Annotated in this window: 27 protein-coding genes; 10 read left to right on the top strand and 17 right to left on the bottom strand. The window is 63.7% G+C overall.

Annotated elements, in window-relative coordinates; all coding sequences use genetic code 11:
* Positions 1-31 precede the first annotated feature (31 nt).
* The 3 genes from OKW20_RS25510 (at position 32) to OKW20_RS25500 (ending at position 2,970) form a co-directional block, all read left to right on the top strand.
* Entirely contained in the window at positions 32-796 is a 765-nt protein-coding gene (locus OKW20_RS25510; protein ID WP_192450648.1) for a class I SAM-dependent methyltransferase, read from the top strand.
* Positions 797-940: 144 nt separating this feature from the next.
* A complete protein-coding gene (gene hisC / locus OKW20_RS25505) occupies positions 941-2,047 on the top strand; it encodes a histidinol-phosphate transaminase (RefSeq protein ID WP_429176690.1) in 1,107 nt (368 codons plus the stop codon).
* Positions 2,047-2,970 (top strand): prephenate/arogenate dehydrogenase family protein, encoded by a 924-nt coding sequence (locus OKW20_RS25500; RefSeq protein WP_043623081.1) that lies wholly within the window; start codon positions 2,047-2,049, stop codon positions 2,968-2,970. Before hisC ends, OKW20_RS25500 begins: the two co-directional genes overlap by 1 nt.
* A gap of 63 nt (positions 2,971-3,033) precedes the next feature.
* On the opposite strand, the gene OKW20_RS25495 is transcribed toward OKW20_RS25500, so the two are convergent.
* Positions 3,034-4,044, bottom strand: coding sequence for a DUF2125 domain-containing protein (locus OKW20_RS25495; protein ID WP_429176688.1), 1,011 nt, complete (start codon positions 4,042-4,044; stop codon positions 3,034-3,036).
* A 201-nt stretch (positions 4,045-4,245) separates the two neighbouring features.
* Between OKW20_RS25495 and OKW20_RS25490 the strand changes: the two genes are divergently transcribed.
* The gene (locus OKW20_RS25490; protein WP_052202018.1) at positions 4,246-4,797 is read left to right on the top strand and encodes a gamma-glutamylcyclotransferase; all 552 of its coding nucleotides are present in this window, start codon (positions 4,246-4,248) and stop codon (positions 4,795-4,797) included.
* 4 nt (positions 4,798-4,801) lie between these two features.
* Here OKW20_RS25490 and OKW20_RS25485 read toward each other — a convergent pair whose 3' ends face one another.
* From OKW20_RS25485 to ftsE, 4 genes are all read right to left on the bottom strand, one after another.
* Positions 4,802-5,593, bottom strand: a complete 792-nt coding sequence (locus tag OKW20_RS25485) for a lysophospholipid acyltransferase family protein (RefSeq protein ID WP_043623076.1) — start codon at positions 5,591-5,593, stop codon at positions 4,802-4,804.
* Between the two features lie 133 nt (positions 5,594-5,726).
* Positions 5,727-6,425 carry a YdcF family protein gene (locus OKW20_RS25480; protein WP_429114605.1) on the bottom strand — a complete coding sequence of 233 codons (699 nt, stop codon included), beginning with the start codon at positions 6,423-6,425 and terminating at the stop codon, positions 5,727-5,729.
* A gap of 97 nt (positions 6,426-6,522) precedes the next feature.
* On the bottom strand, positions 6,523-7,545 hold the full coding sequence (locus OKW20_RS25475) for a cell division protein FtsX (protein ID WP_429176684.1): 1,023 nt from the start codon (positions 7,543-7,545) through the stop codon (positions 6,523-6,525).
* Positions 7,538-8,197 carry a cell division ATP-binding protein FtsE gene (gene ftsE / locus OKW20_RS25470; RefSeq protein ID WP_043623069.1) on the bottom strand — a complete coding sequence of 220 codons (660 nt, stop codon included), beginning with the start codon at positions 8,195-8,197 and terminating at the stop codon, positions 7,538-7,540. The genes OKW20_RS25475 and ftsE overlap by 8 nt, the downstream gene beginning before the upstream one ends.
* Before the next feature lie 307 nt (positions 8,198-8,504).
* Here ftsE and OKW20_RS25465 point away from each other — a divergent pair, with 307 nt between their 5' ends.
* The 3 genes from OKW20_RS25465 (at position 8,505) to OKW20_RS25455 (ending at position 10,364) form a co-directional block, all read left to right on the top strand.
* On the top strand, positions 8,505-9,173 hold the full coding sequence (locus OKW20_RS25465; protein WP_429176681.1) for a hypothetical protein: 669 nt from the start codon (positions 8,505-8,507) through the stop codon (positions 9,171-9,173).
* Positions 9,174-9,236: 63 nt separating this feature from the next.
* Complete coding sequence (gene hpt / locus OKW20_RS25460; RefSeq protein ID WP_034806612.1) at positions 9,237-9,782, top strand: hypoxanthine phosphoribosyltransferase; 546 nt, start codon at positions 9,237-9,239, stop codon at positions 9,780-9,782.
* Positions 9,783-10,004: 222 nt separating this feature from the next.
* Positions 10,005-10,364 (top strand): response regulator, encoded by a 360-nt coding sequence (locus OKW20_RS25455; protein ID WP_043623067.1) that lies wholly within the window; start codon positions 10,005-10,007, stop codon positions 10,362-10,364.
* A gap of 129 nt (positions 10,365-10,493) precedes the next feature.
* Here OKW20_RS25455 and OKW20_RS25450 read toward each other — a convergent pair whose 3' ends face one another.
* From OKW20_RS25450 to argH, 4 genes are all read right to left on the bottom strand, one after another.
* A complete protein-coding gene (locus tag OKW20_RS25450) occupies positions 10,494-13,154 on the bottom strand; it encodes a TIGR02302 family protein (protein WP_429176679.1) in 2,661 nt (886 codons plus the stop codon).
* 206 nt (positions 13,155-13,360) lie between these two features.
* Positions 13,361-14,629 (bottom strand): diaminopimelate decarboxylase, encoded by a 1,269-nt coding sequence (gene lysA, locus OKW20_RS25445; RefSeq protein ID WP_043623146.1) that lies wholly within the window; start codon positions 14,627-14,629, stop codon positions 13,361-13,363.
* A gap of 72 nt (positions 14,630-14,701) precedes the next feature.
* Positions 14,702-14,896 carry an LPS translocon maturation chaperone LptM gene (lptM, locus tag OKW20_RS25440; RefSeq protein WP_034806616.1) on the bottom strand — a complete coding sequence of 65 codons (195 nt, stop codon included), beginning with the start codon at positions 14,894-14,896 and terminating at the stop codon, positions 14,702-14,704.
* Positions 14,897-15,013: 117 nt separating this feature from the next.
* Positions 15,014-16,417, bottom strand: coding sequence for an argininosuccinate lyase (argH, locus tag OKW20_RS25435; RefSeq protein WP_429176676.1), 1,404 nt, complete (start codon positions 16,415-16,417; stop codon positions 15,014-15,016).
* A gap of 26 nt (positions 16,418-16,443) precedes the next feature.
* Here argH and tlpA point away from each other — a divergent pair, with 26 nt between their 5' ends.
* On the top strand, positions 16,444-17,115 hold the full coding sequence (gene tlpA, locus OKW20_RS25430) for a thiol:disulfide interchange protein TlpA (RefSeq protein WP_205237918.1): 672 nt from the start codon (positions 16,444-16,446) through the stop codon (positions 17,113-17,115).
* A gap of 69 nt (positions 17,116-17,184) precedes the next feature.
* Here tlpA and OKW20_RS25425 read toward each other — a convergent pair whose 3' ends face one another.
* The 7 genes from OKW20_RS25425 to OKW20_RS25395 form a co-directional block, all read right to left on the bottom strand.
* Positions 17,185-18,057: a 3-hydroxybutyryl-CoA dehydrogenase gene (locus tag OKW20_RS25425; protein ID WP_034806743.1), complete on the bottom strand. Its 873-nt coding sequence runs from the start codon at positions 18,055-18,057 to the stop codon at positions 17,185-17,187.
* 151 nt (positions 18,058-18,208) lie between these two features.
* Positions 18,209-19,138 carry an electron transfer flavoprotein subunit alpha/FixB family protein gene (locus OKW20_RS25420; protein ID WP_205237920.1) on the bottom strand — a complete coding sequence of 310 codons (930 nt, stop codon included), beginning with the start codon at positions 19,136-19,138 and terminating at the stop codon, positions 18,209-18,211.
* A gap of 23 nt (positions 19,139-19,161) precedes the next feature.
* Positions 19,162-19,911, bottom strand: a complete 750-nt coding sequence (locus OKW20_RS25415) for an electron transfer flavoprotein subunit beta/FixA family protein (RefSeq protein ID WP_043623052.1) — start codon at positions 19,909-19,911, stop codon at positions 19,162-19,164.
* Positions 19,912-20,196: 285 nt separating this feature from the next.
* Entirely contained in the window at positions 20,197-20,994 is a 798-nt protein-coding gene (locus OKW20_RS25410) for a rhomboid family intramembrane serine protease (protein WP_429176672.1), read from the bottom strand.
* Between the two features lie 75 nt (positions 20,995-21,069).
* Entirely contained in the window at positions 21,070-21,648 is a 579-nt protein-coding gene (locus OKW20_RS25405; protein WP_429176669.1) for a cob(I)yrinic acid a,c-diamide adenosyltransferase, read from the bottom strand.
* A gap of 66 nt (positions 21,649-21,714) precedes the next feature.
* Positions 21,715-21,918 (bottom strand): twin transmembrane helix small protein, encoded by a 204-nt coding sequence (locus OKW20_RS25400; RefSeq protein ID WP_043623043.1) that lies wholly within the window; start codon positions 21,916-21,918, stop codon positions 21,715-21,717.
* A 25-nt stretch (positions 21,919-21,943) separates the two neighbouring features.
* A complete protein-coding gene (locus tag OKW20_RS25395) occupies positions 21,944-22,777 on the bottom strand; it encodes an SDR family oxidoreductase (RefSeq protein WP_429176667.1) in 834 nt (277 codons plus the stop codon).
* Positions 22,778-22,951: 174 nt separating this feature from the next.
* On the opposite strand from OKW20_RS25395, the gene OKW20_RS25390 reads away from it, so the two are divergent.
* Positions 22,952-23,860 carry a YihY/virulence factor BrkB family protein gene (locus OKW20_RS25390; protein WP_043623038.1) on the top strand — a complete coding sequence of 303 codons (909 nt, stop codon included), beginning with the start codon at positions 22,952-22,954 and terminating at the stop codon, positions 23,858-23,860.
* Here OKW20_RS25390 and gluQRS read toward each other — a convergent pair.
* A complete protein-coding gene (gene gluQRS / locus OKW20_RS25385; RefSeq protein WP_429176664.1) occupies positions 23,849-24,730 on the bottom strand; it encodes a tRNA glutamyl-Q(34) synthetase GluQRS in 882 nt (293 codons plus the stop codon). The two genes, OKW20_RS25390 and gluQRS, sit on opposite strands and share 12 nt — an antisense overlap.
* Positions 24,731-24,784: 54 nt before the next feature.
* Between gluQRS and OKW20_RS25380 the strand changes: the two genes are divergently transcribed.
* Positions 24,785-25,432: a DNA-3-methyladenine glycosylase family protein gene (locus OKW20_RS25380; RefSeq protein ID WP_043623033.1), complete on the top strand. Its 648-nt coding sequence runs from the start codon at positions 24,785-24,787 to the stop codon at positions 25,430-25,432.
* Positions 25,433-25,490: the final 58 nt, after the last annotated feature.

Here is a 25,490-nt window from a genome sequence, read left to right as displayed (position 1 = left end):
TTACCTTGAAGTCTACCGCTTCGAAGCTAACATGTTGCGAATGCATACCGATATCGTCGACCTTCGCGAATTCTATCACTCCGAGCTTGGCCGGATGGCGGAGCAATCCGTCACCATGGCGCTTTCGTCCGTCTGGGCGCGCCTGCCGGACGAGCGGCTGGTCGGCCTCGGTTATGCCGTTCCCTATCTCGAACGGTTCCGCAAGGACACGGAGCGCACCTTCGCCTTCATGCCCGCGGGCCAGGGTGCGGTGAACTGGCCGGTTGCCGAGCTTTCCTCGACGGCGCTGGTGTTCGACGAGGAGTTGCCGCTGCCGGACGCGTCGATCGACCGGGTGCTGATGGTGCATTCGCTGGAATTCGCCGAAAGTCCGCGCGAGACGATGAAGGAGATCTGGCGGGTGCTGGCGCCGGGCGGGCGGCTTGTGATCGTCGTGCCCAACCGGCGCGGCGTCTGGGCGCGCATGGAGCATACGCCCTTCGGTTCCGGCCGGCCCTATTCCCGTGGGCAACTGACGGCGCTCTTGCGCGAGACCAATTTCACGCCGGGCGCGACGGCAGACGCGCTGTTCTTCCCGCCGTCGAAGCTCCGGGCGATCCTGCGGCTGCGGCGGGGCTTCGAGCGGCTCGGCCGCTGGCTCTGGCCGGTCTTTTCCGGTGTCATCGTCGTCGAGGCGCAGAAGCGGCTTTACCAGGGGCTGCCGGTCGCAGCCCGCGCGTCCCGCCGCGTCTTCGTGCCGGTGCTGGCGCCACAGGGCGTGCCGAGCACGCGCGAACAGCCACGCCTCACCCGATAAGGCTTACGTCCAGGCGGCGGACCCTCGACAAAAGCCGCTTGCGCCGGTAATGGCTTGACCTCTTTTCCTGCCATAGCGCCCCGCGCCTCCCAAGGCGCACCAAAGGCCGCTGTGGCACCCTGATGGCCATAGAAAGCTGACCCCATGAGCCTTGCTTCGAAGAGCCCTGAGCCGCGTTCCGGCATCCTCGATATCGACGCCTATGTACCGGGCAAGGAGCATGCGCCGGGTGTCGCCAAGGTGCATAAGCTGTCGTCGAACGAGACGCCGCTCGGTGCCAGCCCGAAGGCGATCGAAGCCTTCCAGGCGGCGGCCTTCAATCTGGAGCGTTATCCGGATGGCCAGGCCAAGGCGCTGCGTGAGGCGATCGGCGCGGTTCATGGCCTCAACCCGGCAAACATCATGTGCGGCAACGGTTCCGACGAATTGCTCGCTCTTGTCTGCCGCACCTATCTTGGTCCCGGTGACGAGGGCATCATCACGGAGCACGGGTTCCTGGTCTACAAGATCGAGATCCTGGCGTCGGGCGCCACGCCCGTGACCGTCAAGGAAAGGGATGCGCGCGTCGACGTCGATGCCATTCTGGCGGCCGTAACCGAGCGGACCAAGATGGTCTTTCTCGCCAATCCCGCCAATCCGACGGGCACCTATATCCCCATCGACGAAGTGCGCCGGCTGCATGCGGGCCTGCCGGATGGCGTGCTCCTGGTTCTCGATGCGGCCTATGCCGAGTATGTGCGCCGCAACGACTACGCCGCCGGGCTTGAGCTGGTTTCGGCCAGCCGCAATGTGGTGATGACGCGCACCTTCTCGAAGATCTATGGCCTCGCGGGCCTCAGGATCGGCTGGATGTATGCGCCGGCGGAGGTGATCGACGCCGTCAACCGGGTCCGGGGCCCCTTCAATCTCAGCGCGCCCTCCATCGCGGCGGGTGCTGCGGCGATCCGTGACCAGGCCTTTGTCGCAACGGCGGTTGATCACAACCTCACCTGGCTTGCCCGCGTTGCCGAAGCGCTCGCCGCGATCGGTCTTCGCATCACGCCCTCGGTCACGAATTTCGTGCTGATCCATTTCCCCGACGAGCCCGGCAAGCGCGCGGAGGAGGCCGACGCGTTCCTCACCCACCGCGGCTTTATCCTGAGGGCGGTCCGCAGCTACGGCTTTCCCAATGCCTTGCGCATGACCATCGGCTCCGAAGAAGCCAACGAAGGCGTCATCGCGGCGCTGACCGAATTCATGGGACGGAAATAATGGCTCAGCAGTTTGAAACGATCGCCCTTATCGGCATTGGTCTCATCGGTTCGTCGATCGCGCGCGAAATCCGCGAGAAGCAGCTTGCCGGCACGCTCGTCGTTTCCACCCGCAGCGAGGCGACGCTGAAGCGGACGCAGGAACTCGGGCTCGGCGATCGCTATACGCTGTCGGCCGCCGACGCCGTTCGCGATGCGGACCTCGTCATCGTCTCGGTCCCGGTCGGCGCGTCCGGCGCGGTTGCCGCCGAGATCGCAGCGCATCTGAAGCCGGGCGCCATCGTCACCGACGTCGGCTCGACCAAGGGCTCTGTGATCGCGCAGATGGCGCCGCATTTGCCCGAGAATGTGCATTTCGTGCCGGGGCACCCCATCGCCGGTACCGAGCATTCCGGCCCGGATGCTGGCTTCGTCGGGCTCTTCCGCGGCCGCTGGTGCATCCTGACGCCGCCGGAAGGCGCTGACGGCGAAGCGGTGGCGCGGCTCAGGCTTTTCTGGGAAACGCTCGGCTCGATGGTCGAGGAGATGGACGCCGAACACCACGACAAGGTGCTGGCGATCGTTTCGCACCTGCCGCACATCATCGCCTACAACATCGTCGGCACGGCTGACGATCTCGAGACCGTCACCGAATCCGAAGTCATCAAATATTCGGCTTCGGGCTTCCGCGATTTCACGCGCCTGGCGGCATCCGACCCCACCATGTGGCGCGACGTCTGCCTGCACAACAAGGATGCGATCCTGGAGATGCTGGCGCGGTTTTCGGAAGATCTTGCCTATCTGCAGCGGGCGATCCGCTGGGGTGATGGCGACAAGCTGTTCGATCTCTTTACCCGCACCCGGGCCATTCGCCGCTCGATCATCCAGGCAGGCCAGGACACGGCGATGCCGGACTTCGGCCGCCATGCGATGGACCAGAAATAGCCTTGAGCAGGCCGGGGAAGACCGTGGAGCGGTCTTCCTTCCTGTGCGGTTTATACCCGTGGCCTAGAGGGTCGGCAGGACGCCGATCGGGATGAAGGCGAGGAACGCCGTGCCGTCGCGCACGTTGAGCTTCACGGTCGCCTCGTTCTTGCCGTTGGCGAGCGCCTTCAGCATGTTTGCGGTGTTGTCGACGAGATTGGCGTCATCCGGGATCAGGGTGACCAGATTGGCGCGCCAGGCTTCGATGTTGGTCATCGTCAGCGAGAACTCGCCGGAAATCAGCCCCTGATCGTTGACCGAGAACGGCCCGGAAAGCTTGGCGTTCATGCCGGAGCCGAGGTCGAGGGTAAGCTGGCGCAGTTCGCCCTTGCTGCCGCGAAACATCTCAGGCGTCGGCGGTGCCGTCATCCACCCGGCCCGGTCGGTGAAGGTCAGGTCGGCGGCGACGGTCGCCGGCGGTGCGAGGCTCGGGCCTTCTTCGGGCCGAACGTCGAGCTTGTCGACGCTCAAGGCGGCGTCGAGGTCCGCGCCGTTCTGGCGCAGGTGCACTTCGCCGTGGCTGGCGCCGAAGCCGAGGCCGTCGCCCGAAAGCGGAAGGCGTAAGCGGCCGGTGAGGTTGTCATAGGTGAGCGACGTTTGGTCGACACCGGACAGGGTCGCGCGCACGCTCGCATGCAGCAGCGTCCAGTCGGCAAACACGTTGAGGCCAGGGGAAGCCCGGATCTCGGCAGGGCCGTCGAGTTCGATCACCGCATGGCCGGGCTGGTAGACCTGGGCGGCGGTCCTCAGTGCTCCAAAGGAAGCAGAGGTGCCGTTGCGGGTGTCGTCGAGATGCACCTTGTCGCAGAAGAGGCCGATGCGGAACGGGAAGCCACGCACGTCCATGTTGGTGCATTCGCCGCCGAGGCCGGCCGCCTGTCCTTCGGCGAGGCGGGCCGTCAGCCGCTTCTCGATCTGGTCGGCGGCAAAGAACCAGCCGGCCGAATAAACGCCGGTGACAAGCACGATGCCTGCCATGAGCCAGCGGAATTTCCGGCTGACCGGCGATGGGTTGGAGACTGCGGTGGCCGACATGGGCGCGGGTACCTCACTCAAAACAGGATGGAGGCTGCCTTTCGGGTGGCGCCGTCGATCCGCAAAACTATTCTTTCCTTCGGCCGCAGGAGGACGAGCTTGTCTCTTTCGTGCCGGGATGCTGTGCCGTAGAAACCGAAATGGCTCACCGTCCCACGCGACCGATCGTGATTCGGCAGTGAGAACAGCAGCGCGGGTTGAATGACAGTGGATATGGACGAATTTTGGGTCTTTGGCTACGGCTCGCTGATGTGGAACCCGGGCTTTGCGTTCGAGGAGAAGCTGACGGCGCGCGCCTTCGGATTTCGCCGCTCGCTCTGCGTGCGTTCCTGGGTTCACCGCGGCACCGAGCAGCGGCCGGGCCTGGTGCTCGGGCTCGACCGTGGCGGCTCCTGCATCGGGACGGCGTTTCGCGTCCAACGCGGACAGCAGGCCGGTGTCGTCGACTATCTGCGCGAGCGCGAACTGGTGACCCACGTCTACAAGGAGCGCACCATGCCGGTGCTGCTTGCCGACGGCCGCCGCGTGCCTGCGCTCGCCTATGTCATCGATCGCGGCCATGTCCAGTATGCGGGCGCGCTGACGACTGCGGAGGCGGCCGGCATCGTCTCGGTTTCGACGGGAAAATCCGGGCCGAACAGCGAATACGTGTTCAACACGCTCGCCCATCTCAAGGAAATGGGCATCCGCGATCATTGGCTGGAAGAGGTGGTCGGATTGCTGCGGCAGGCGCCGCATCCGGCAGGGCCCTGAAGGATCAGGCCCGGCCTTCGGCCTTCAGTTCCTTCATCCGCTGCTCGGCGGTCGGCGGCAGCGGTACGTGCGGATTGGCCTTCACCGTTTCCACGAGCAGTTCGTCACTGGCCTTTTCCGTTACCTCGACAAGCTTCTTGAGGAAAGCGTCCGGATCCATGCCGGCCTCGACCGGCGGCAGGATGCGGACCTTGAAGTGGCCCGGAAAGCGCAGGAACTTGCGGCGCGGCCAGAACAGGCCCGGATGCATGGCCACCGGTACGACCGGCACGTTCAGATCGCGATAGAGGCGGGCGATGCCGTACTTGTATTCCGGAGGCGCGCCCGGCGGACGACGGGTGCCTTCCGGGTAGATGATGAGCTCGCGGCCCGTCGCCATTTCCTGCTTGGTGCGATCCATGACGCTGGTCATCGCCTTGCCGCGCGCCGCGCGGTTCACCGGCACCATGCGCTGCTTGAGGATGTACCAGCCGAAGAGCGGGATCCAGGTCAGTTCGCGCTTCAGGATGTAGAAGGGGTCGTTCAGCCACGGCAGCAGCGCGTAGGCGTCCCAGAAGGACTGGTGCTTGGGCGCGAAGATGTAGGGCCCGTTCGGAATGTTCTCCAGGCCTTCGATCTCGAAGGTCGTGCCGACCATCTTTTCAAGGAGCCAGTGGTTGCTGCGAACCCAGTTCTTCGGCACGAACCACGCCTTCTTGCGCGGCAGCAGGAAGTAGATCGGGGTCAGCACGATCATCTGCACGATCAGATTGGCGTAGAACACCACGTTGAAAAGGATCGAACGCAAGACGATCATCAGGCACGCTCTCGTAGGCGAGGTCTCAAGGGGACCGGCGTCTTTGAGCCGGTTGTTCGCTGCCTACACGATTAAGTGCTGAAGGAAAACTGCTCTGTTTCACTTTGCAGCGGGGAAGGGCGTTCCTGCCGGCCTATTCTTCGGCGGGTGTCGCGCGCGAGGCATCGGTGCGCAGGCCGTTGGTCGGGCGGGCGCCGGCGAGGTCGCGTATCGACGCCACCGTATACTTGCCGAATTCCAGAAGGATCGACTTCAGCACCATCGGATTGCGCAGCCAGTTTGTCGTCTTCAGATCGGAGTTGACGACTGGGTAGGGGATGAACTCCGTTTCCGGCCGGGCGCGGCGAAGCTCCAGCAGGCTTCGCGGCATGTGATAATTGTTGGTGACGACAAGCACGGTCGCGTAGCCACGATCGCGGATCCACTGCGCCGCTTCGGTCGCATTGCCGATGGTGTCGATCGCCTCATGGCCGATGTCGACGCAGCACTTGAAAAGATCGGCCGAACTCTGGGTGTTGCGGCGGATCTGGCTGCCTGTCGTCGTCGGGTGAACCCCGGAGATCAGCAGGCGCTTGCCGGCGCCGCCTTTCAAAAGATCGACCGCCTGGTCGATCCGCTGGAAGCCGCCGGTGAGGACCACGATCGCATCGGCCTTGGGATGGCCGGGCGGCTGCAGCGACGCCACCGTGTCGGCAAAATTCAGGAAGGCGGCGATCAGGATTGCCAGCGGCAGGAGCAGGACGAAGAAGGTGCGGCGGAGGATTTTGCGCAGGAGACTGCGGGACCGCCGGCGATCATCGGCTTTCCCGTGCCATTTGTCTCCTCCGGCCATTCCGTTCCCGCGTAGTTCTCGCGCCATCATGATTCTCTTCACATAGCCGCAGATTGCGGCAAGGAATAGATCGAGTGGCGGCGAAACATCAGGTGGCTCAGCTTTGGTAGAGGTCGGTACGGCCGGGGTCCGAGCGGATGAGGTCGATTTCGTAGATCGTGCGGGTCACCGTCAGCCGCGCCGTAACCGTCGTCAGGATGGCGATGACGACGATGATCGCGGCGATGCCAAGATAGCCGCCGTAACCGATGGCGAAGGTTCCGAAGAGGGCGGTGGCCTGATCCGTCTCGGGGGTCGCCAGGGTCCGCGACTGCCAGAACCCCGCCAGCGCAAAGAAAAGTGCCGCGAGCAGGCCGCCAGCACCGGCGCCCTTGAGGCTGATCCTCAAGAAATGTTTCTGGAATTCCGACGCGACGAAGCCGGCTTCGGCACCGACGAAATGCAGCACCTCGACGATGTGGCGGTTGCCTGACAGCGCGCCGCGCGTGGCGAAGACCACCGTCAGCACCATGGCGGAGAAGACCAGCGCCAAGACGCCGGTGCCGATCATCGCCGTGGTGTTGGCCATGGCGACCAGCCGGTCGACCCAGGTGCGGTGGTCGTCGAGGAAGGCCTGCGGGATGATTTCGGTCAGTGCCTTGCGCATGGCCGCAAAGTCGGGCGGGTTGTTTTCGTCGATGGTGATGATGACGAGGCGCGGGACGGGCAACTCGTCGAGATCGAGGCCTTCGCCGAGCCAGGGTTCGAGCAGGCGGGCGGTTGCGGCCCGGTCGACGATCTTGCCGTCCGTCGTGCCGCTGAAGGTCAGCGCCAGGTCGCGCGCATCCGCGAGCGCCTTTTCCATGTCGAGGCTGTCGTCGGGCTTGATCTGGATGGTGATCTCGCGGGAGATCTGCGATTGCCAGCTCTGGGCCGTGGCTCGCACCATGCTGACGCCGCCGAGCGTGAGGCAGGCGAGGAACGACATGATGGCGATGACGCACATCAGCGCATTGCCGGACACATTGCTCGACGGCACGATCGGGCCGGTCGGGCGCACGCGCATTTCGGTCCGGCGCTGTTGCGCCTCCGGTGCCTGTTCGGGCACGTCCTTCTGGCGTTCCGTGCGGCTGTCACTCATAGATGTCGAGCCGCCCTTGCGAAAGGATCATGCGCCGCGCCTCCACCTGGTCCATCAACGACAGATCGTGGGTGGCGATGACGACCGCCGTGCCGAGCCGGTTGAGCTCGAGGAAGAGATTGAGCAGGCGCCTTGCCATCGGCGGATCGACGTTGCCGGTCGGCTCGTCGGCAAGCAGGATCTCCGGCCGGTCGATCAGTGCCCGGGCGATGGCCGCACGCTGTTTTTCGCCACCGGAAAGCACCGGCGGCAGCACGTTGATGCGTTCACCAAGGCCCACCCATTTCAAGAGTTCTATCACGTCGGCCCGGTAGCTCGCCTCTTCCTTGCCACGCACGCGCAAAGGCAACGCAACGTTCTCGTAGGTCGTGAGATGTTCGAGCAGGCGGAAATCCTGGAAGACGATGCCGACGCGCCGGCGCAGCATCGGGAATTCCTCCCGCGGGATCGACGAAATGTTGCGGTCGAACATCCGGATCAGGCCGCGTGTCGGCTGCAGCGAGAGGAAAAGAAGCCGCAGCAGTGTCGTCTTGCCGGCACCCGACGGGCCCGTCAGGAACTGGAACGAACGGCGTGGAATGTCGAAGGTCAGGTCCCGGAGGATTTCCGGTCCCATGCCATAGCGCAGTCCGACGTTCTCAAAGTGAATCAAGCGGCAGCCCAGTCTCTCTTACGGCCCTGCAACCGATGGCCGGTTCCGGTCCTCCGCGCATAGGACGACCAGCCAGGAAAGGCAAAACCGCCAGCGGAATCATGGTTAAGTGACGGTTAATTTTTCATGAAAACGCGCCGCTTTCGCGACGTCTTTCCGAAACATTAACCATTCCGGTTTACGTGTCGGAAAGATTTGATGCAATGCCTAGTTCTTGCACCGCAAGGGGCTCGCCATTGCCCGAGGGTTTCGCAGACAAGCCGGCCGCCTGCGGCCGTGTTCTCTTGCGGGACAGGAGGAAATGATCATGCAGGCATTCCGGACCAAGTCCGCCAGCAGCAGCGCCTATACCGACTTCCTGCCGCCGGAGCGCGGCGGACGCGAGGGGGCTACAGCGCCGCGGCGCGCCGACGTCGTCGATGCGGAATTCGAGGTGATTTCCGCCTCGTCGCGTCGCACGCCCTATCCGGTGTTCAATGACAATGCGAAGACCGGCAGCCGCCGGCGGCCGACGCTGACGGTCGTGGAGCAGGAGCCGTCGCTCGGCGGCCGATTGCTTCGTCTTGCTGAAACGCGGCTTCGCGACATGCCGGCACGCCGCTTTGCCGGGATGGTGGCGGGGGTTGCGCTTGCATCTTTCCTGGCGATCGTCGGCTTTGCCGGTGACGGACAGGCCGACGTCCAGCCGCTGGCGATTTCCGGCATCAAGAGCGGGCTCGACTATTCCGGTGGCATGCGCGTGCTGTCCGTCTATGGCTCGATCGACAATCGCTCCGATGTCGAGCAGCGTTTGCCGCAGGTCGTGGTGGAGATCACCGCCAACGGCCGCAAGGTCACGACGACGCGGGTGATGCCCGAGGGGGCTGCCATTGCGCCCGGTGAGAGCCGTCATTTCATGACGAGACTGCCCTATGCAGGTGGAAAAATGCCCGAAGTCGCGGTTTCCTTCGCCGAAAACGGTGTTTCGGCCCGCTGATTGTGCTAAGCGGCGGCAACGGGAAGGCCGAGGTCTTCCGCATGAAACGCTGGAGAAGCCCTGATGCCCGTTGTTCGCGGTAAGAATATCGAACCTCTCTATACGGCTGAAACGATCGCTGCCCGCAACAGCGAGCTTGCCGGAATGATCGTCAACGGCCCGCACAAGGATCTGCTGGTGATCGCGGTGCTCAAGGGATCGTTCATCTTCGCGGCCGATCTGATCCGCTCGATGCATACGGCTGGTCTTGCTCCGGAAGTCGAGTTCATCACGCTGTCGAGCTACGGCACCGGCACCGTTTCGCAGGGCGTCAAGATCACCAAGGACATCGACAGCGACGTGCATGGGCGCGACGTTCTGCTGATCGACGACATTCTGGAATCCGGCCGCACGCTGCGCTTTGCCAAGGAACTGATGTACGAGCGCGGCGCCCGCAACGTGACGATCGCGGTGCTGCTCGACAAGCGGGTCAAGCGCAAGGTCGAGCTCGAGGCGGATTATGTCGGCTTCGAATGCCCCGATCACTTCGTCGTCGGCTATGGCATGGACGTCGCCTATGCCTTCCGCGAGCTGCCGTTTGTTGGCGTTGTCACCGGCGACGCCGAGTAAACGTCCCGTTTTGGGGCATGCGCCCTGAAATCCAGTCGTTCGGCGTTTACCGAACACAAACGAAAAACTGGTTGTTTTGGTGCGTGCCGCAGTGATTCTCGACGAGGATCGGCGGCGCTGCAGCGCCAGTGTGTCTCCCGATGATCCACGCCCGCTGTACCTTTGGATCAGGTGCGGGTGCCGGCGTGAACGCCGGACTCGGAAGCGAACGCGGAGGCCATGATGGCGAAGATCCTGATTACCGAGGACGAGGATGCATTGCGTTCCTTCGTCGCGCGGGCCCTGAGGCTCGACGGCCACGAGACGGTTGAAGCGGGCGATGGGGCCGATGGCCTTGCCTGCCTGGAGGCCCAGGCCTTCGACCTTCTGCTTTCCGATATCCGCATGCCCGTGATGGATGGCATCGAGTTGACGCACCAGGCGTCGGCCGCCTTTCCGGCCATGAAGATCCTGCTGATGACAGGCTATGCCGAGCAGCGCGAGCGGGCTGACGATCTCACCGACAAGATCGTCGACGTCATCTCCAAGCCCTTTTCCCTTCCCGATATCCGCAAGGCAGTCGCTCTGGCGCTGGCCGCCTGACGGGCAGATCCACCGACCTGCATTACAGCAACAAGACCGCCACCCGCCGCAGCGATTTCGATGCGACGGGTGGCGTTGTCATGTTCTGCCGTGATGGGGCAAGCGGCCGAAGCCGGGCGGATGCTCCGCTCAGCGCATGTCGAGCAGGCGTTCGAGGTACTGCCGCTCCTGCTCCGGCGACAGGCTGTCGCCGAGCCTGCGGCGAATCTCATCCAGGATCTGCCGGGCGCGCTGGGAATCGATCTCGTCTGGAACCTTGACCTGGTCGCCGAAATTCGGGCCGAGATTCTGTTGTCGCCGTCCCAGGGGATCGCGGCCGTTTTGACCGTATTGCGGCACGCCCATGCCAGGGCCGCCCTGACCTTGGCCCTGCATCTGGTTCATCATGTCCTGGGCGCCCTGGCGCAGCGCCTGTAGCGCGCGGCCCTGATTGCCGACGGCCTGTTCGCCCTGGCCCTTGCCGAGCGCGCCGGAAGCGCCGTCCATTTCGCGCTTGGCTTCACCAAAGCCCTTGCCGGGCTTGATGCCCATGCTTTCCAGGCCCTTGTTCAGCTCGCCGAGCTGCTTTCCAAGCGCGTCCTGCTGCTCTTTCAGCTGCTTCAGCGCGTCCTTCAGTTGTTCGGCCGTCATGTCGTCGAGCGGATTGGGCTGACCGTTCGGATCGCCCTGCTGCCCCGGGTCCTGCGGCATTTCCTGACCGAAGAGCTCGTTGTCCTCGCCCTGCAGCGGGTCGCCGCGCTGCATCCGGTCGCGCAGGGCCTGGTCGAACTTGAAGGTCTCGTCCATCAGTTGTTGCTGCTGCTGCATCAGCTTGCCGAGCTTGTCCATCTGCTGGCGCATGGCGTCGTTCTGCTCGCCCATCTGCTGCTGTCCGCGGCCAGCCTGCAGGTTGTTCATCATGCGCTGCAGTTCCGAGAGCATCTGCTGTGCCTGATCGCGTGCGCCCGACCGTGCCAGGTTCTCGATCTGGTTCATCATCTTCTCGAGGTCCTGCTGGCGCAGGATGTTGTTCGGGTCGAGCTTGCCGGTCATGCGTGGATTTTTCATCGCCTGCTCGGCGAGCGCCTGCATGTATTGCTGCATCGCCTGGCGCAGTTCCTGCATCAGCTTGGCGATTTCCTGGTCCGAAGCGTTGCGCTCCAGCGCATCCGACAGCGCCTGCTGGGCTTCGCGCAGACGGCGCTCGGCAAGCGACAGGTCGCCATCCTCGATCCCGAGCGCGATCTCCCACAGGTATCCGGCGGCATCGCGTAACATGTCGTCGTTATAGGCGAGCGCCATGCGGGTGCGCGCCGATTTCAACAGCAGGAAATGGGTGAGGTTCGGGATCCAGTCCTCGGCAAGCGAGGTGACGGCGTCGTTGAGATCGATGGCGCGCGGCAGGTCGTTGGCATTGAGCGCGAAGACCTGGCGCTGCTCGGCGACGGCACCGGCGAGCGGCTGCGAGAACTGGCGGGCAGGCAGGATCATCTCGTGCGGCGGGCTGCGGCCTTCCTGTCCGGCAGCATCCCGGGCGACGAGCGTCACCTCTACCCGCTTGCCGGCAAGCGGATGCTCGCTGAGGTTCCGGCTGGTCGTGCCCTTTGCCTCGCGCGCATTGCGGCGCGGCAGATCGAGCCGGTACTCCGGCAGCGGATAGAGCGCGCGGGCGCCTTCTTCCGGTTCCTCGAGCGGCTTGATCTCAGCCCAGGCCTGGGCGATGCCGTAGTCGTCGTTGGCCGTGAACGTGATTTCGAGAGCTGCGTTGACGGTCGGATGAGGGATCCCGTCAAAGGCGATCTGAGGCACGCCGTCCGGGGTGATCTTGAACGCCCAGCGCTGGCTGCCGACCATGAGTTCGCCGTCCTTGACGACCTTGTAGACGTGGTTGCGGACGGCGGTCGCGTTGCGTGCCGGCTCGGTTGCAGCCACTTCGGCGACCTTCGGCCCGGCTTCGCCCACTTGCGGCTCGGTCTGTTTTTGCTCGGCCTTCTCGCCGGCCACCGGAATGATGATCGGTTCGCTCGCACCGGTTTCCGCGTAGCGTACGGACGCGTCCGCACCGGCGCCGGTGATCCTGACGGTGATATCGCTGAACTGCGGAATGGTGATCGCCCCGGCGTCCTCATTCACGGCCGCGGCGGCTTCGGGCTTGCCCGTCAGGAAGATCGGCGCCCGCCCGGTATAGGGCGGCGGCGTCACCCAGGCATCGACGCGGATATTGGCAGCCTCGATTGACGTCTGCGGCAGCCGGAAGGCATCGCTCAGCAATCCGGCGCGGTTGGAATAGGAATAGGCAAAGGCGACGCAGGCGAGAAGCACCGGCACGGCCCTGAGCGCGAAGGGATCGTGCCTGGCGATATCGGGCCGCGGCAGGCCGGTATCGAGCGCGCCGATCATTCGCGCCATGCGCGCCTGGTGTTCGCGCCAGAGCGCCTCGCCCAGGGGATTGTCGGTCGCGGGGCGATCGTCCTGGACGCGGATCGCCTGATGCGGCAGAGCGTTGCGCTCTTCCAGCATGCGATCGGCATCGGCGTTCGCGGGCAGGCGGACCCGACTGAGCGGGACGAGGGACGCGAGGAAGGCTAGGGCGAAAGCAAAGAGGGCCGCCGCATGCAGCCAGAAAGGCGCTGCGCGAAAGAAACCGAGCCAGGCGAAGGCAAGAAACAGAAGGGCGACGGAGCCCGGCAGAAGGATGCGCGGCAGGACCTGCTCAGCGACCAGCACGGCGCGCGCCAGCCATCTCTTCAGCGCCAGAGTTCTCGAAAACGGCTTTGGTTGTGGCGTTTCATCCTGCCGGAATTGCGTCATCCGCCCAAGTTTCCTTTCGGTCGCCCATCAACGCTTGTGGCTGACCCAATATAGTGAGGCGACGGCCGCGCTCAAAAAAGCACGCAGCTTCGCCTATCCCGCTTGCGTTCAGGATACCATCGTTTGTGGCGAAGACGAGGGCGCAAACACAATCGTGATCGTCCGCACGGCCGATCCACAGATTGTCGTTGCTGCGGCAGGACGGCTCAGTCGAGCCAGTCCGGCACCGAATCAAGACCGATCAGCGCATCATAGTCCTGGCGCGGACGGATGACGTGGAAACGGTCGCCCTTGACCAAAACTTCGGGGATCAGCAGGCGAGAATTGTAGGTGCTGGCCTGCACGGCGCCGTAGGCACCGGCCGAGCTGATGGCGAAGAGATCGCCGGGCTTCGGCATCGCCATCTCGCGGTCGAGCGCCAGATAGTCGCCGGTTTCGCAGACCGGGCCCACGACGTCGGCGCGGATGCGCGGCGCGTTGGCGGCGGAAATGCGGACCGGGCGGATCTCGTGATAGGCCTCATAGAGGGTCGGGCGGATGAGATCGTTCATCGCACCGTCGACGATGACGAAGGTCTTGTCGCCGCCGTCCTTCACATAGATGACTTCTGTCACCAGAATGCCGGCATTGCCGACGATCAGCCGGCCCGGCTCGGTGACGATCTTGCAGCCGAGCGACTGCAACTGGCTCTTGACGATTTCCGCATAGGCATCCGGCAGCGGCGGCGGATTGTTGTCGTCCTTGTAGGGAATGCCGAGGCCGCCGCCGATGTCGACGTGATCGATCGAATGGCCGTCGGAGCGGAGCGTGTCGACCAGTTCGCGCAGCAGCTTGAAAGCGGCGTCGAAGGGCTGCAGCTCGGTGATCTGGCTGCCGATATGCATGTCGATGCCGGTCACCTGGATGCCGGGCAGGGTTGCGGCATGGGCGTAGACGGCGCGGGCGCGCTCCCACGAAATGCCGAACTTGTTTTCCTTCTTGCCGGTCGAGATCTTCGCATGCGTGCCGGCATCCACATCCGGATTGATGCGGAAGGAGACATGGGCGCGCTTGCCGGCACGCACGGCGCGCTGGTTGAGCACTTCGAGTTCCGGCTCGGACTCGACGTTGAAGCAGTAGATGCCGGCTTCCAGTGCGAGATCCATTTCCAGCGGCGTCTTGCCGACGCCGGAGAACATGATGCGGCTTGCCGGGATGCCGGCTGCAAGCGCGCGGCGCAGCTCACCGCCCGAGACGACGTCGACGCCGGCGCCGAGGCGGCCGAGCGTCTTCAGCACGGCCTGGTTCGAGTTGGCCTTCATCGCATAGCAGACCATCGCATCCACATCGGCAAAAGCCTTGGAGAACACCGTGTAGTGGCGCTCGAGCGTGGCGGTCGAGTAGCAATAGAAGGGCGTGCCGACGGCGCGGGCGATATCGGTCACCGGCACATCTTCGGCGTAGAGAATTCCGTCGCGGTACTGAAAATGGTTCACGTCAGGCAGCTCGGCTTTGAGCAATTCCAGGAAAGTGCGAAGCGGCTTCCGTTCGGAATTGCATAATTTCTACTAGAGGAGGGGATCGAGCAGGAACGAACGCTCGTCCGCTTTTTCCTTCTGCTCGACAGTTCCTGCCGGCGCCTTGGTGTTGATCGGCGCGGTCGAGCCGGGGCGATCGAGGTCGCCTTTGCGTCCGCAACCGACAAGAACCAGCCCGGGGATCGCCAGCAGAAGTGCAAGCCGGGCCGCCTTCGTGAATGTCATCGTGATTTTCCTTCGCGGGAACTGATGCAGGTGCGATGTCTTACCGATTTTTCAGGCACTTGTGCACCCTGTTTCTGCGGGCGAGGAACCGCCCGCAGCGGGCTTGGCGCGGATGCCTTAGTTGCGGGCGCGCCACCAGGCGATCTGCTTGCGGACCTCGTTCGGCGCGGTGCCGCCAAAGGAGGTTCGGCTGGCCACGGAGGCTTCGACCGTCAGGACATCGAAGACCTTGTCGGTGATGTCGGCATGGATGGACTGCAGGTCGGCAAGCGAAAGATCCGCGAGATCGCAGCTCTTCTGTTCGGCAAGCGCCACGGCGCGGCCGGTGACATGGTGGGCGTCGCGGAAGGGGAGGCCCGCTTCACGCACCAGCCAGTCGGCAAGGTCGGTCGCGGTCGAATAGCCGGACCCGGCGGCCGCCTTCATGCGGTCGGTGCGGATGGTCACGTCACGCACCATGCCGGTCATGGCGGCGATCGCCAGTTCGAGGCTTTCGGCAGCGTCGAAGACCTGTTCCTTGTCTTCCTGCATGTCCTTGGAATAGGCGAGCGGCAGGCCCTTCATGACCGTGAGCAGCGCGACCAACGAGCCGTTGATGCGGCCGGTCTTGGCGCGCACCAGTTCGGCTGCATCCGGGTTCTTCTTCTGCGGCATGATCGAGGAGCCGGTCGAGAACGCATCTGACAGGCGGATGAAGCCGAACTGCGGCGTCGACCAGATGACGATCTCTTCGGCAAGGCGCGACAGGTGCGTGGCGGTGATCGAGGCCATCGACAGGAATTCGAGCGCGAAGTCGCGGTCCGATACCGTGTCGATCGAGTTGCGGGTCGGGCCGGCAAAGCCGAGCGCCTTGGCGGTCATATGCCGGTCGATCGGGAAGCCGGTGCCGGCAAGGGCTGCGGCGCCGATCGGGCTTTCGTCCATGTGCTCGATGGCGTGGCGCACGCGCGAGCGGTCGCGGCCAAACATCTCGACATAGGCCATGCAATGGTGGCCAAAGGTAACGGGCTGTGCGGTCTGCAGGTGGGTGAAGCCGGGCATGACGGTATCGGCATGTTCCTCGGCGCGGTCGAGGAAGGCGGCGATCAGCGCCGTCAGCGCCTTCTCGGTCCGCTGCAGCTCTTCCTTGACCCAGAGGCGGAAGTCGAGCGCCACCTGGTCGTTGCGCGAGCGGGCGGTGTGCAGGCGGCCGGCGGCGGGACCGATGAGGGTCGCGAGCCGGGCTTCGATATTCATGTGGATGTCTTCGAGGCGGCGCGAAAACTCGAACGCACCGCTTTCGATCTCTGACAGGATCGTGTTCAGACCGTGAACGATCTTGTCTTTGTCCTCAGTCGAAATGATGCCTTGATGCGCCAGCATCGTCGCATGCGCTATTGAGCCGCGGATGTCCTGGGCATAGAGCTTCTTGTCGAAGCCGATCGAGGCATTTATTTCCTCCATGATCGCGTCCGGACCCGAGGCAAAGCGACCGCCCCACATCTGGTTGGAGGATTTCGTCTCGGAATTGCCGTCAGCCATGAAGAATGCCCGCCTTGGAGAATGAAATGCCCGACCAGAAGAAATCCCCCCCGGCCGTGAAACTGTTCGCGCTCGCCGCCCTGTTCGGCGTGATCGTCGGTGCGGCAGCGGTATACGTGAAGGAGACCGGGTCTGGCAATGGCGAGACGGCCGAAACGGCTGCAGCCAGCTGCCCGCTGACCTCGGCCAAGGTCGCCTCGCTGACGCCCTTCATGAAGGGGCAGGTCGCCGCGATGTCGCCGGCGTCGGCACCGCGGCCGATCGCGCTCGACTTTAACGGCCCGGACGGCAAGCCGACCAATGTCTCGGCCTTTGCCGGCAAGACCCTGCTCGTCAATCTCTGGGCCACCTGGTGTGTGCCCTGCCGCGAAGAAATGCCGGCCTTGAACGCCCTGCAGAAGTCGCTCGGCAGCGACAAGTTCGAAGTGGTGGCGATCAATATCGATGTCGGCGACGACGAGAAGCCGAAGGCTTTCCTCGACGAGACCGCCGTGCACGCGCTTGGCTATTACCGCGACGCATCGATGGGCGTGTTCAACAACATGAAGAAGGAAGGCCTGGCTTTCGGTCTGCCGGCAACCTTGCTGCTCGACGACAAGGGCTGCCTGATCGGCTCGATGAACGGCCCGGCCGCCTGGGACAGCGACGATGCCAAGGCGCTGATCAGCGCTGCGCTTGCCCCGGCTGCGGGAAGCTGAACGGGACAGGATTTGAGCAAAGAAAAACCCGGCGGATCGCCGGGTTTTCCTTGTCAGATGCTGACGGAATTAGCGGGTGGGAACCGGCACTTCGCCGCGATAGTCGTAGAAGCCGCGCCCGGACTTGCGGCCGAGCCAGCCGGCTTCGACATATTTTACCAGCAGCGGGCAGGGGCGGTACTTCGAGTCCGCCAAGCCATCATAGAGCACCTGCATGATCGACAGGCAGGTATCGAGGCCGATGAAGTCGGCAAGCTGGAGCGGGCCCATCGGATGGTTGGCGCCGAGCTTCATGGCGGTGTCGATCGCCTCGACGCTGCCGACGCCTTCGTACAGCGTGTAGATCGCCTCGTTGATCATCGGCAAAAGGATGCGGTTGACGATGAAGGCCGGGAAGTCTTCGGCGACCGTCACGGTCTTGTCGAGCGTCGCGACGAATTCCTTGGCGGTCTTGAAGGTCTGCTCGTCGGTGGCGATGCCGCGCACGAGCTCGACCAGCTTCATGACCGGAACCGGGTTCATGAAGTGGATGCCCATGAAGTGCTCGGGGCGATCGGTGGCGGAGGCGAGTCGGGTGATCGACAGCGACGAGGTATTCGTTGCCAGAATCGCTTCCGGCTTCAGGATCGGACAAACCTGGCCGTAGATCTTGCGCTTGATCGTCTCGTCTTCGGTGACGGCTTCGATCACCAGATCGGCCTGTGACAGGTCGTTGATGTCGGAAGAGCCCTTGATCAGCGCAAGTGCCGCCTTGCGCGCCTCGTCGGTCATCTTGCCGGAGGAGACCTGACGGGCAAGGTTGCCGTTGACGGTGGCAAGGCCTGCTTCGATCCGCTCGGCGGCCAGATCATAGATCTGTACCTTGTATCCGGCGATTGCCGAAACATGTGCGATGCCACAGCCCATTTGCCCGGCACCAATAATTCCGACCGTCTTGATCATCGCAGCGAACATCCATCTTCAAAGCTTGGCGGCGAGGCCGCCGTCAGACATGCAAACCGGGCCGGTTTGGCCGGCCCGGTAGATTGTTAATGCCAAGTCCCCGCTTTTGCCAGCCCTTTTCACGGGTGCGGCGGGTGGCATCGATTTGGACTTACAGCGCCTTCTGCAACTCCGGCAGAGCGTCGAAAAGATCAGCAACCAGGCCGTAGTCTGCGACCTGGAAGATCGGCGCCTCTTCGTCCTTGTTGATCGCGACGATGACCTTGCTGTCCTTCATGCCGGCGAGGTGCTGGATGGCACCGGAAATGCCGCAGGCGATGTAGAGATCGGGCGCGACGACCTTGCCGGTCTGGCCGACCTGCCAGTCGTTGGGCGCGTAACCAGCGTCGACCGCAGCGCGCGAAGCGCCGACGGCAGCACCGAGCTTGTCGGCAACCGGCAGGATCACTTCCTGGAACTTCTCGGACGAGCCGAGCGCACGGCCGCCGGAGATGATGATCTTGGCAGAGGTGAGCTCCGGACGATCGGACGACGACAGGGCGTCGGCGACGAAGGAGGAAACGCCGGGGTTGGCGGCAGCCGAAACGCTCTCGATCGCAGCCGAGCCGCCTTCAGCGGCCGACGCGAAGGAGGCGGTGCGCACGGTGATGACGCGCTTGGCTTCCGTCGTCTGCACGGTCTGGATGGCGTTGCCGGCATAGATCGGGCGCTTGAAGGTGTCGGAAGAGACAACTTCGATGATTTCGGAGACCTGGCTGACGTCAAGCAGGGCTGCGACGCGCGGCATGACGTTCTTGCCGACCGAGGTCGCGGCCGCAACGATCGTGTCGTAGTTGCCGGCGAGCGAGACGATGAGGGCGGCCAGCGGCTCTGCAAGATTGTTGGCCAACGAAGCGTCGTCGGCGACGAGCACCTTGGCAACGCCTGCGAGCTTCGCGGCCTGTTCGGCCGCAGCCTTGGCGCCGGCGCCGGCAACGAGGATGTGCACGTCGCCGCCGATCTTGGAGGCAGCGCTCAGCGCCTTGGCGGTCTGGTCGGAAAGGTGGTTGCTGTCGTGATCAGCCAGAAGAAGAATGGCCATGATGATGTCTCCCTTTCCTGAACTTAAAGTACGCCGGCTTCGGTCTTGAGCTTTTCGACGAGCTCGGCGACCGACTTGACCTTGATGCCAGCCTTGCGGCCCGACGGCTCCTCGGTCTTCAGCACCTTGAGGCGGGCTGACGTGTCGACGCCGAAGTCGGCCGGCGACTTCTTGTCGAGCGGCTTCTTCTTCGCCTTCATGATGTTCGGCAGCGATGCGTAGCGCGGCTCGTTCAAACGCAGGTCGGTGGTGACGACCGCCGGCAGCTTGATGTCGATGGTCTGCAGACCGCCGTCGACTTCGCGCGTCACGGTCGCCTTGCCGTCGCCGATCTCGACCTTGGAAGCAAAGGTGCCCTGGGCCCAGCCCAAGAGAGCCGACAGCATCTGGCCGGTCTGGTTGCTGTCATCATCAATCGCCTGCTTGCCGACAATGATCAGGCCCGGCTGTTCGGCGTCTGCAACGCCCTTGACGATCTTGGCAACGGCGAGCGGTTCGACCTGGTCTTCGGTCTCAACCAGGATGGCGCGGTCGGCGCCCATGGCGAGCGCGGTGCGCAGCGTCTCTTCGGCCTTGGCCGGACCGACGGATACGACGACGACTTCCTCGGCCTTGCCGGCCTCCTTCAGCCGCAGCGCTTCTTCGACCGAGATTTCGTCGAAGGGGTTCATCGACATCTTCACGTTCGCAAGTTCGACGCCCGAACCGTCTGCCTTCACGCGGATCTTGACGTTGTAGTCAACGACCCGCTTCACCGTCACAAGTATTTTCATGGATTCTTCCCTCCAAGAGCTTTCGCAGGAAAATGCGCCTTAACGGAGCCGCCTGATTGTCGGTTGGCGACATCGATACGCGTTTTTTCTCCAATTACAATCGCTGTGCATGACGCTAAATCGATATAATCCCGAGAATTGGAATTACGTTTACGTACACGTAAGAATAGTCGATGGCAAGTGGCTCGAGGCCTGATGCAGCCCTGTCCCGGCGGCGCCGTGCAGCGTCCAGGCAAGCCATTGAAATAATGGATCATCCTCGTTGAAGGCTGGCGATTGCCGGTGTCAGGATCCGGTCTGGCGTCCCCAGGGAACGGGCGCTCTTGTCGCATCTGGCGAGGGCTGTTGGCTTGCGGTGACCGGTTCGGCCTTGTGCCGGACGGCTCGGGGGGTGACGATCGTGCGGTCGAACAGCGGCACATCGCGGCGTCGCAAAATGACCACCAGAACCAGCCCCGCGATAATGCCGCCGACATGGGCGCTCCAGGAAACGCCACTGCCGGGATCGACGACCAGCATGAAGAACTGCTGGCCGATCCAGAAGGCGAGCGGGATGACGGCGGGCAGCGGCAGCGGGATGCGGAAAAACACCAGCACCCAGACGCGCACCTTCGGGTGCAGGAGGAAATAGGCGGCAACAATGCCGGAGATCGCCCCCGATGCTCCGATCAGCGGGGCCTCGGAGGCCGGGTCGAGCAGCCCATGCGCCAGTGCGCCTGCAGCGGCGCAGAGCAGGTAGAAGACGAGGTAGCGGAAGTGCCCGAGTGCATCCTCGACATTGTCGCCGAACACCCAGAGGAACAGCATGTTCATGGCGAGATGCATGAAGTCGCCATGCAGGAAGGAATAGGTGATGAAGGTGAAGCCGTCGGGGACGACGACCAGCGAGGGATCAAGCTGGGCGTAGTCGAAGATGAGCGCCGGGATGTAGCCGAAGCCTAGCAGTGCTGCGTTGGCAAATTGCTCGGAGGCAATCGGACCGGTGATCAGCCAGACGACGACGTTGATCACGATCAGGCTGATCGTGACGTACTGGACCTTGATGTGCTTCAGGGTGTTCGTATCGTGAAGCGGTATGAACATGCGGTCTCCCGAAGCACAGGTTACGGCCCGTTTCTCGCGCCGAATCTCGATCGGGCGACGATGCGCAAGCGGACGTTATCTGTTTTTCCCGGGAATCCAAAGAACGTCGGCTTGACCTTTGTCATTTGCAAAGCGGGCCGCGACGAACAGGAAATCCGACAGGCGGTTGATATAGGCGATGGCTTCCGTGCTGACGATTTCGCCTTCGATCTGGGCAAGCGCCACCACCTGGCGTTCCGCACGGCGTGCGACCGTGCGGGCGACATGGAGGGCTGCGGAGGCGGGGCTGCCGGCCGGTAGCACGAAGGAGCGCAAGGGATCGAGCTCGGCATTCAGCCGGTCGATCTCGGTTTCGAGCCAGGTCACCTGTGCTGCGACGATGCGCAGCGGTTCGTATTGCGGCGGCTCGCCGGTGTCGGGTGTCGCGAGATCCGCGCCGAGATCGAAGAGATCGTTCTGGATCCGCATCAGCGCGGTATCGAGGTCGACATTGCCGGCCGTATGCTGCCGCGCCAGGCCGACGAAGGCGTTGGTTTCGTCCACTGCGCCATAGGCATCGACGCGCAGGTCGTTTTTCAGACGGCGCGGCCCGGAGACCAGCCCGGTGGTGCCGTTGTCACCCGTCCGGGTGTAAATCTTGTTGAGCTTCACCATGGGTGGACGCAGTCCTCTTGCGCAATATCAGGAACGGTTTGGAACGGCCGTCCGTTCAAAATTGCGTCAGGTCGGGCGGCCGCCGCCGGTGATCCAGAGCGTGAGCATGATCAGGGCGATCGCGATCGCCTGCAGCAGAACGCGCGCCTGCATCAGCTTGTTGGACGTGTTGCCACTGCCGCCCTTTGCCATGTTCACGAGGCCGCGGATCAAGACGATCACGACCAGGCCCATGACGAACAGGGTCAGGCCGGTAAAGAAGCTGGACATCGAACTCTTCCTTGCAATTCTTGCGTCAGCCAAGTCGGCCGATGATGCGATAAAACAGTGCCGCCGGCAGAAGCTTCTTCAGAAGCGCGCCCTGTCTGGCGGGCCTTGTTACAATATAGTGCGGTTTCGGTTTCTTTGCTGTCAGCGCGTGCTTCAAAACCGCATAAACCGCCTCCGGGCCAAGCTTTCCGGCCGCGGGTTTGCTCTCGCCTTTCAAGCGTCGCATCTGCCGTTCGTATTCGATGCGATGCACCGAATTCTTGAGGTCGATGAAGCGCTCGATATAGGTGACGGCATTGGCGGTGAATTTCGAGGTGATCGGCCCGGGCTCGATCAGGCTGACCTCGATACCGCTGCCGGCCAGTTCCATCTTGAGGGTCAGCGACAGGCCCTCGATCGCAAACTTGGAGGCGTTGTAGGCGCCGCGCCAGCGATAGGGCACGATGCCGAGAATGGAGGAGCACTGCACGATGCGGCCGCTTCCGCGCGCCCGCATCGCCGGGATCACCCGTCGCGTCAGGTCGTGCCAGCCAATGACGTTGGTCTCTAGTTGAAGCCTCAGCGCCTCTGTCGGCAGATCCTCGACCGCACCCGCCTGGCCATAGGCGCCGTTGTTGAACAGCGCGTCGACGCGCCCGCTGGAAAGCGCCAGCACCGTATCGGCGAAGGCCGCGATGCTCTCCGGCTTGGTGTAGTCCATCAGAAAGGTCTCGATGCCCTCGCTTTCAAGCGATTGCCGGTCCTCTTCCCGGCGGACGGTGGCGAAGACCCGCCAGCCATCGGCGTGAAGCGCACGGGCGCAATAGGCGCCGATGCCGGACGAACATCCGGTGACAATGATTGTTGGGCGATCCGTCATCCGGTCGAATCCTGTAGAAATCCTGCCTCGGTTTCCCATATTCATCGGCGGGATACAATTGAATTGCGCGGACTGGAACCAGCCTGCGTTGCGACATCAGGAATTGTGCCGGGCCCGGGCGATACCTATGTGAGCGGACCGCCGGTGTCGGGCGGGTTTTAGGATTGGAATGGAATGCCAGCATTCATACGCATCACCTGGAAAGTCGTTTTCGATGCGCTCTGGCATTTCAGCCTCGATGACGGTTGGGCGATGGCGAGCCACGTGGCGCTGTCCTCGCTGCTCGCGGTCTTTCCTTTCTTGATCTTCGGCACCGCGCTCGGCAGCTTTCTCGGTGCCGACCAGTTTGCCGAAACGGCCGTACACCTGATTTTCGACGCCTGGCCGGAATCGATCGCCAAGCCCATCGCCGACGAAATCGTGCGGGTGCTGACGATCCCGCGCGGCGGGCTCTTGACCGTTTCGGTGCTGGCCGCCGCCTATTTCGCCTCCAACGGCGTCGAGGCGCTGCGCGTCTCGCTCAACCGCGCCTATCGCGTCACCGAGAGCCGCTACTGGTACGTCACCCGGCTTGCGAGCCTCGGCTTCGTGCTGGCCGGCGTCCTGATTCTGGCCGCACTCAGCATCCTGCTCGTCGCCGTGCCGTTGGCGGTGCGGTATGCTGGACAGTGGCTCCCCTGGCTTGCTGATGTGCTTGCGACGGTCGACAATTGGAGCTTGCCGCTCGCACTCGTCGTGCTGACCACCGGTCTGCTGGTGTCGCATCTCTGGCTGCCGGACGGCCACCGCAAGGTGATCGACGTGCTGCCGGGCATCGTGCTGACGCTCGTCTGCTGGACGATCGGCGCCTATGCCTTTGCTTCCTACCTCGCGACCTTCGCCACCTATGTTTCGACTTATGCGGGCCTGGCGTCGATCATGATCGTGCTGGTGTTTCTCTACATGATCGCAGCGATCTTCATCATCGGCGCCGAGATCAATGCCGCGATCCTCAAATACAGGGTCAAGCGCATGGTGCGGCGCAGCTTCCAGCTGCGCAATGGTGGGGACACGGCTCGCGAGGAGCAGGACCTAGCCGATTAGCGCACGGACTTCTGCAGCCGTGCGGCCGGCAGCGCGGAAGGCCGCGATGCCGGTATCCTGGTTGCTCTTCGACAGCTTGCGCCCGTCCGGGCCAAGGAGCAGCCGATGATGGTGATAGAGCGGCTCCTGCAGATCGAGAAGCCGCTGAAGCAGCCGGTGAACGGATGTCGCGTGATAGAGGTCGCGGCCGCGCACCACATGGGTGATGCCCTGCAGCGCGTCGTCGACGACGACGGAGAGATGATAGCTCGACGGCGCATCGGAGCGCGACAGGATCACGTCGCCCCAGGCGCCGGGATCGGCGATGATCGTGCCGGTCTGGCCTTCGGGGCCGCTGCCGCTTTCGCTCCAGGTCAGGCGGGTATCTCCGATGAGGGCGACGGCCTTTTCCATGTCGAGCCGCCACGCATAGGCCTTGCCGCTCGACAGCAGGCCGGCGCGGTCGCGAGCCTTAAGCTCACGTTCGCGACCCGGGTAGACTGGGCTTCCGTCCGGATCGCGCGGCCAGGGCCCGCCTCCTTCTTCGGCGGCGGCGACCGCCGTCTTGATCTCGCCGCGCGTCATGTTTGCGGGATAGACGACGCCGAGCGCATCGAGCCGCGCCAATGCCGACGCATAGGCGTCGAGATGCTCCGACTGGCGGCGCGCCGGGCGCTCCCAGTCGAGGCCCAGCCAGGCGAGGTCTTCGAAGATCGCCGCCTCGAATTCGGGGCGGCAGCGGGTCCGGTCGATATCCTCGATGCGCAGCAGGAACCGTCCGTTTGCGGCCTTCGCCATGTCGTGGTTCAGGACCGCGGAAAGCGCGTGGCCGAGATGAAGCAGGCCATTGGGGCTGGGGGCAAAGCGGAAAACGGGTGGCGTGTCAGGCATGCTTTCCCTTTGCCATGGAAGGGGTATAAAAATCATCCGCTTTGTGGAGGCGTCATGCGGATCATCCGGACACATGAGGACATCGAGGCCGGGCTTTCGGGCCTGGTGATGCTCGATGCGCGCCTCGGGCACGTCGTTGCCAGAGCCGGCCCCGTGCCGCTCCGGCGCACCGATCCCGGCTATCGTGGCCTTGCCAGCATCATCGTCTCGCAAATGGTCTCGAAGGCCAGTGCGGCCGCGATCTGGCGGCGCATGGAGGAGAAGCTCGGCGAGGTGACGGCCGCGGGCGTCAATTCGCTGAGCGACGAGGATTGCCGGGCGATCGGGCTGTCGCGGGCGAAGGCAGAGGCGCTGAGGCGCGTGGCCGAAGTGGTCGTCGGTGGTCAGATCGATCTCGACGCGATCTGCAACATCGACGGATCGGAGGCGATCCGGGAGTTGACGGCGATCAAGGGGGTGGGGCGCTGGACGGCTGAAGTCTATCTGCTCTTCTGCGCCGGCCACCCGGATGTCTTTCCCTCCGGCGACGTCGCGCTGCAAAACGCGATCGGCCACGGACTGGGCCTCGAACTGCGCCCGAGCGCACGCGAAATTGATTCGCTCGCCGCTTCCTGGTCGCCCTGGCGCAGCGTCGCGGCACGCCTCTTCTGGGCCTATTACTCACAGGAAATGCGTCGTGATGCTGTTCCTGTGACACCTTGAAGGAAAAAGCGAATCCAGCGCACGCATTTTTGTTTCCGGCTTCACAATCCTGTTGCAA

The organism is Ensifer sp. LBL, from assembly GCF_050435225.1.
GTDB lineage: Bacteria > Pseudomonadota > Alphaproteobacteria > Rhizobiales > Rhizobiaceae > Ensifer.
Note: the sequence above shows the minus strand (reverse complement) of the source record. Positions and strands in the feature narration are given on the sequence as shown.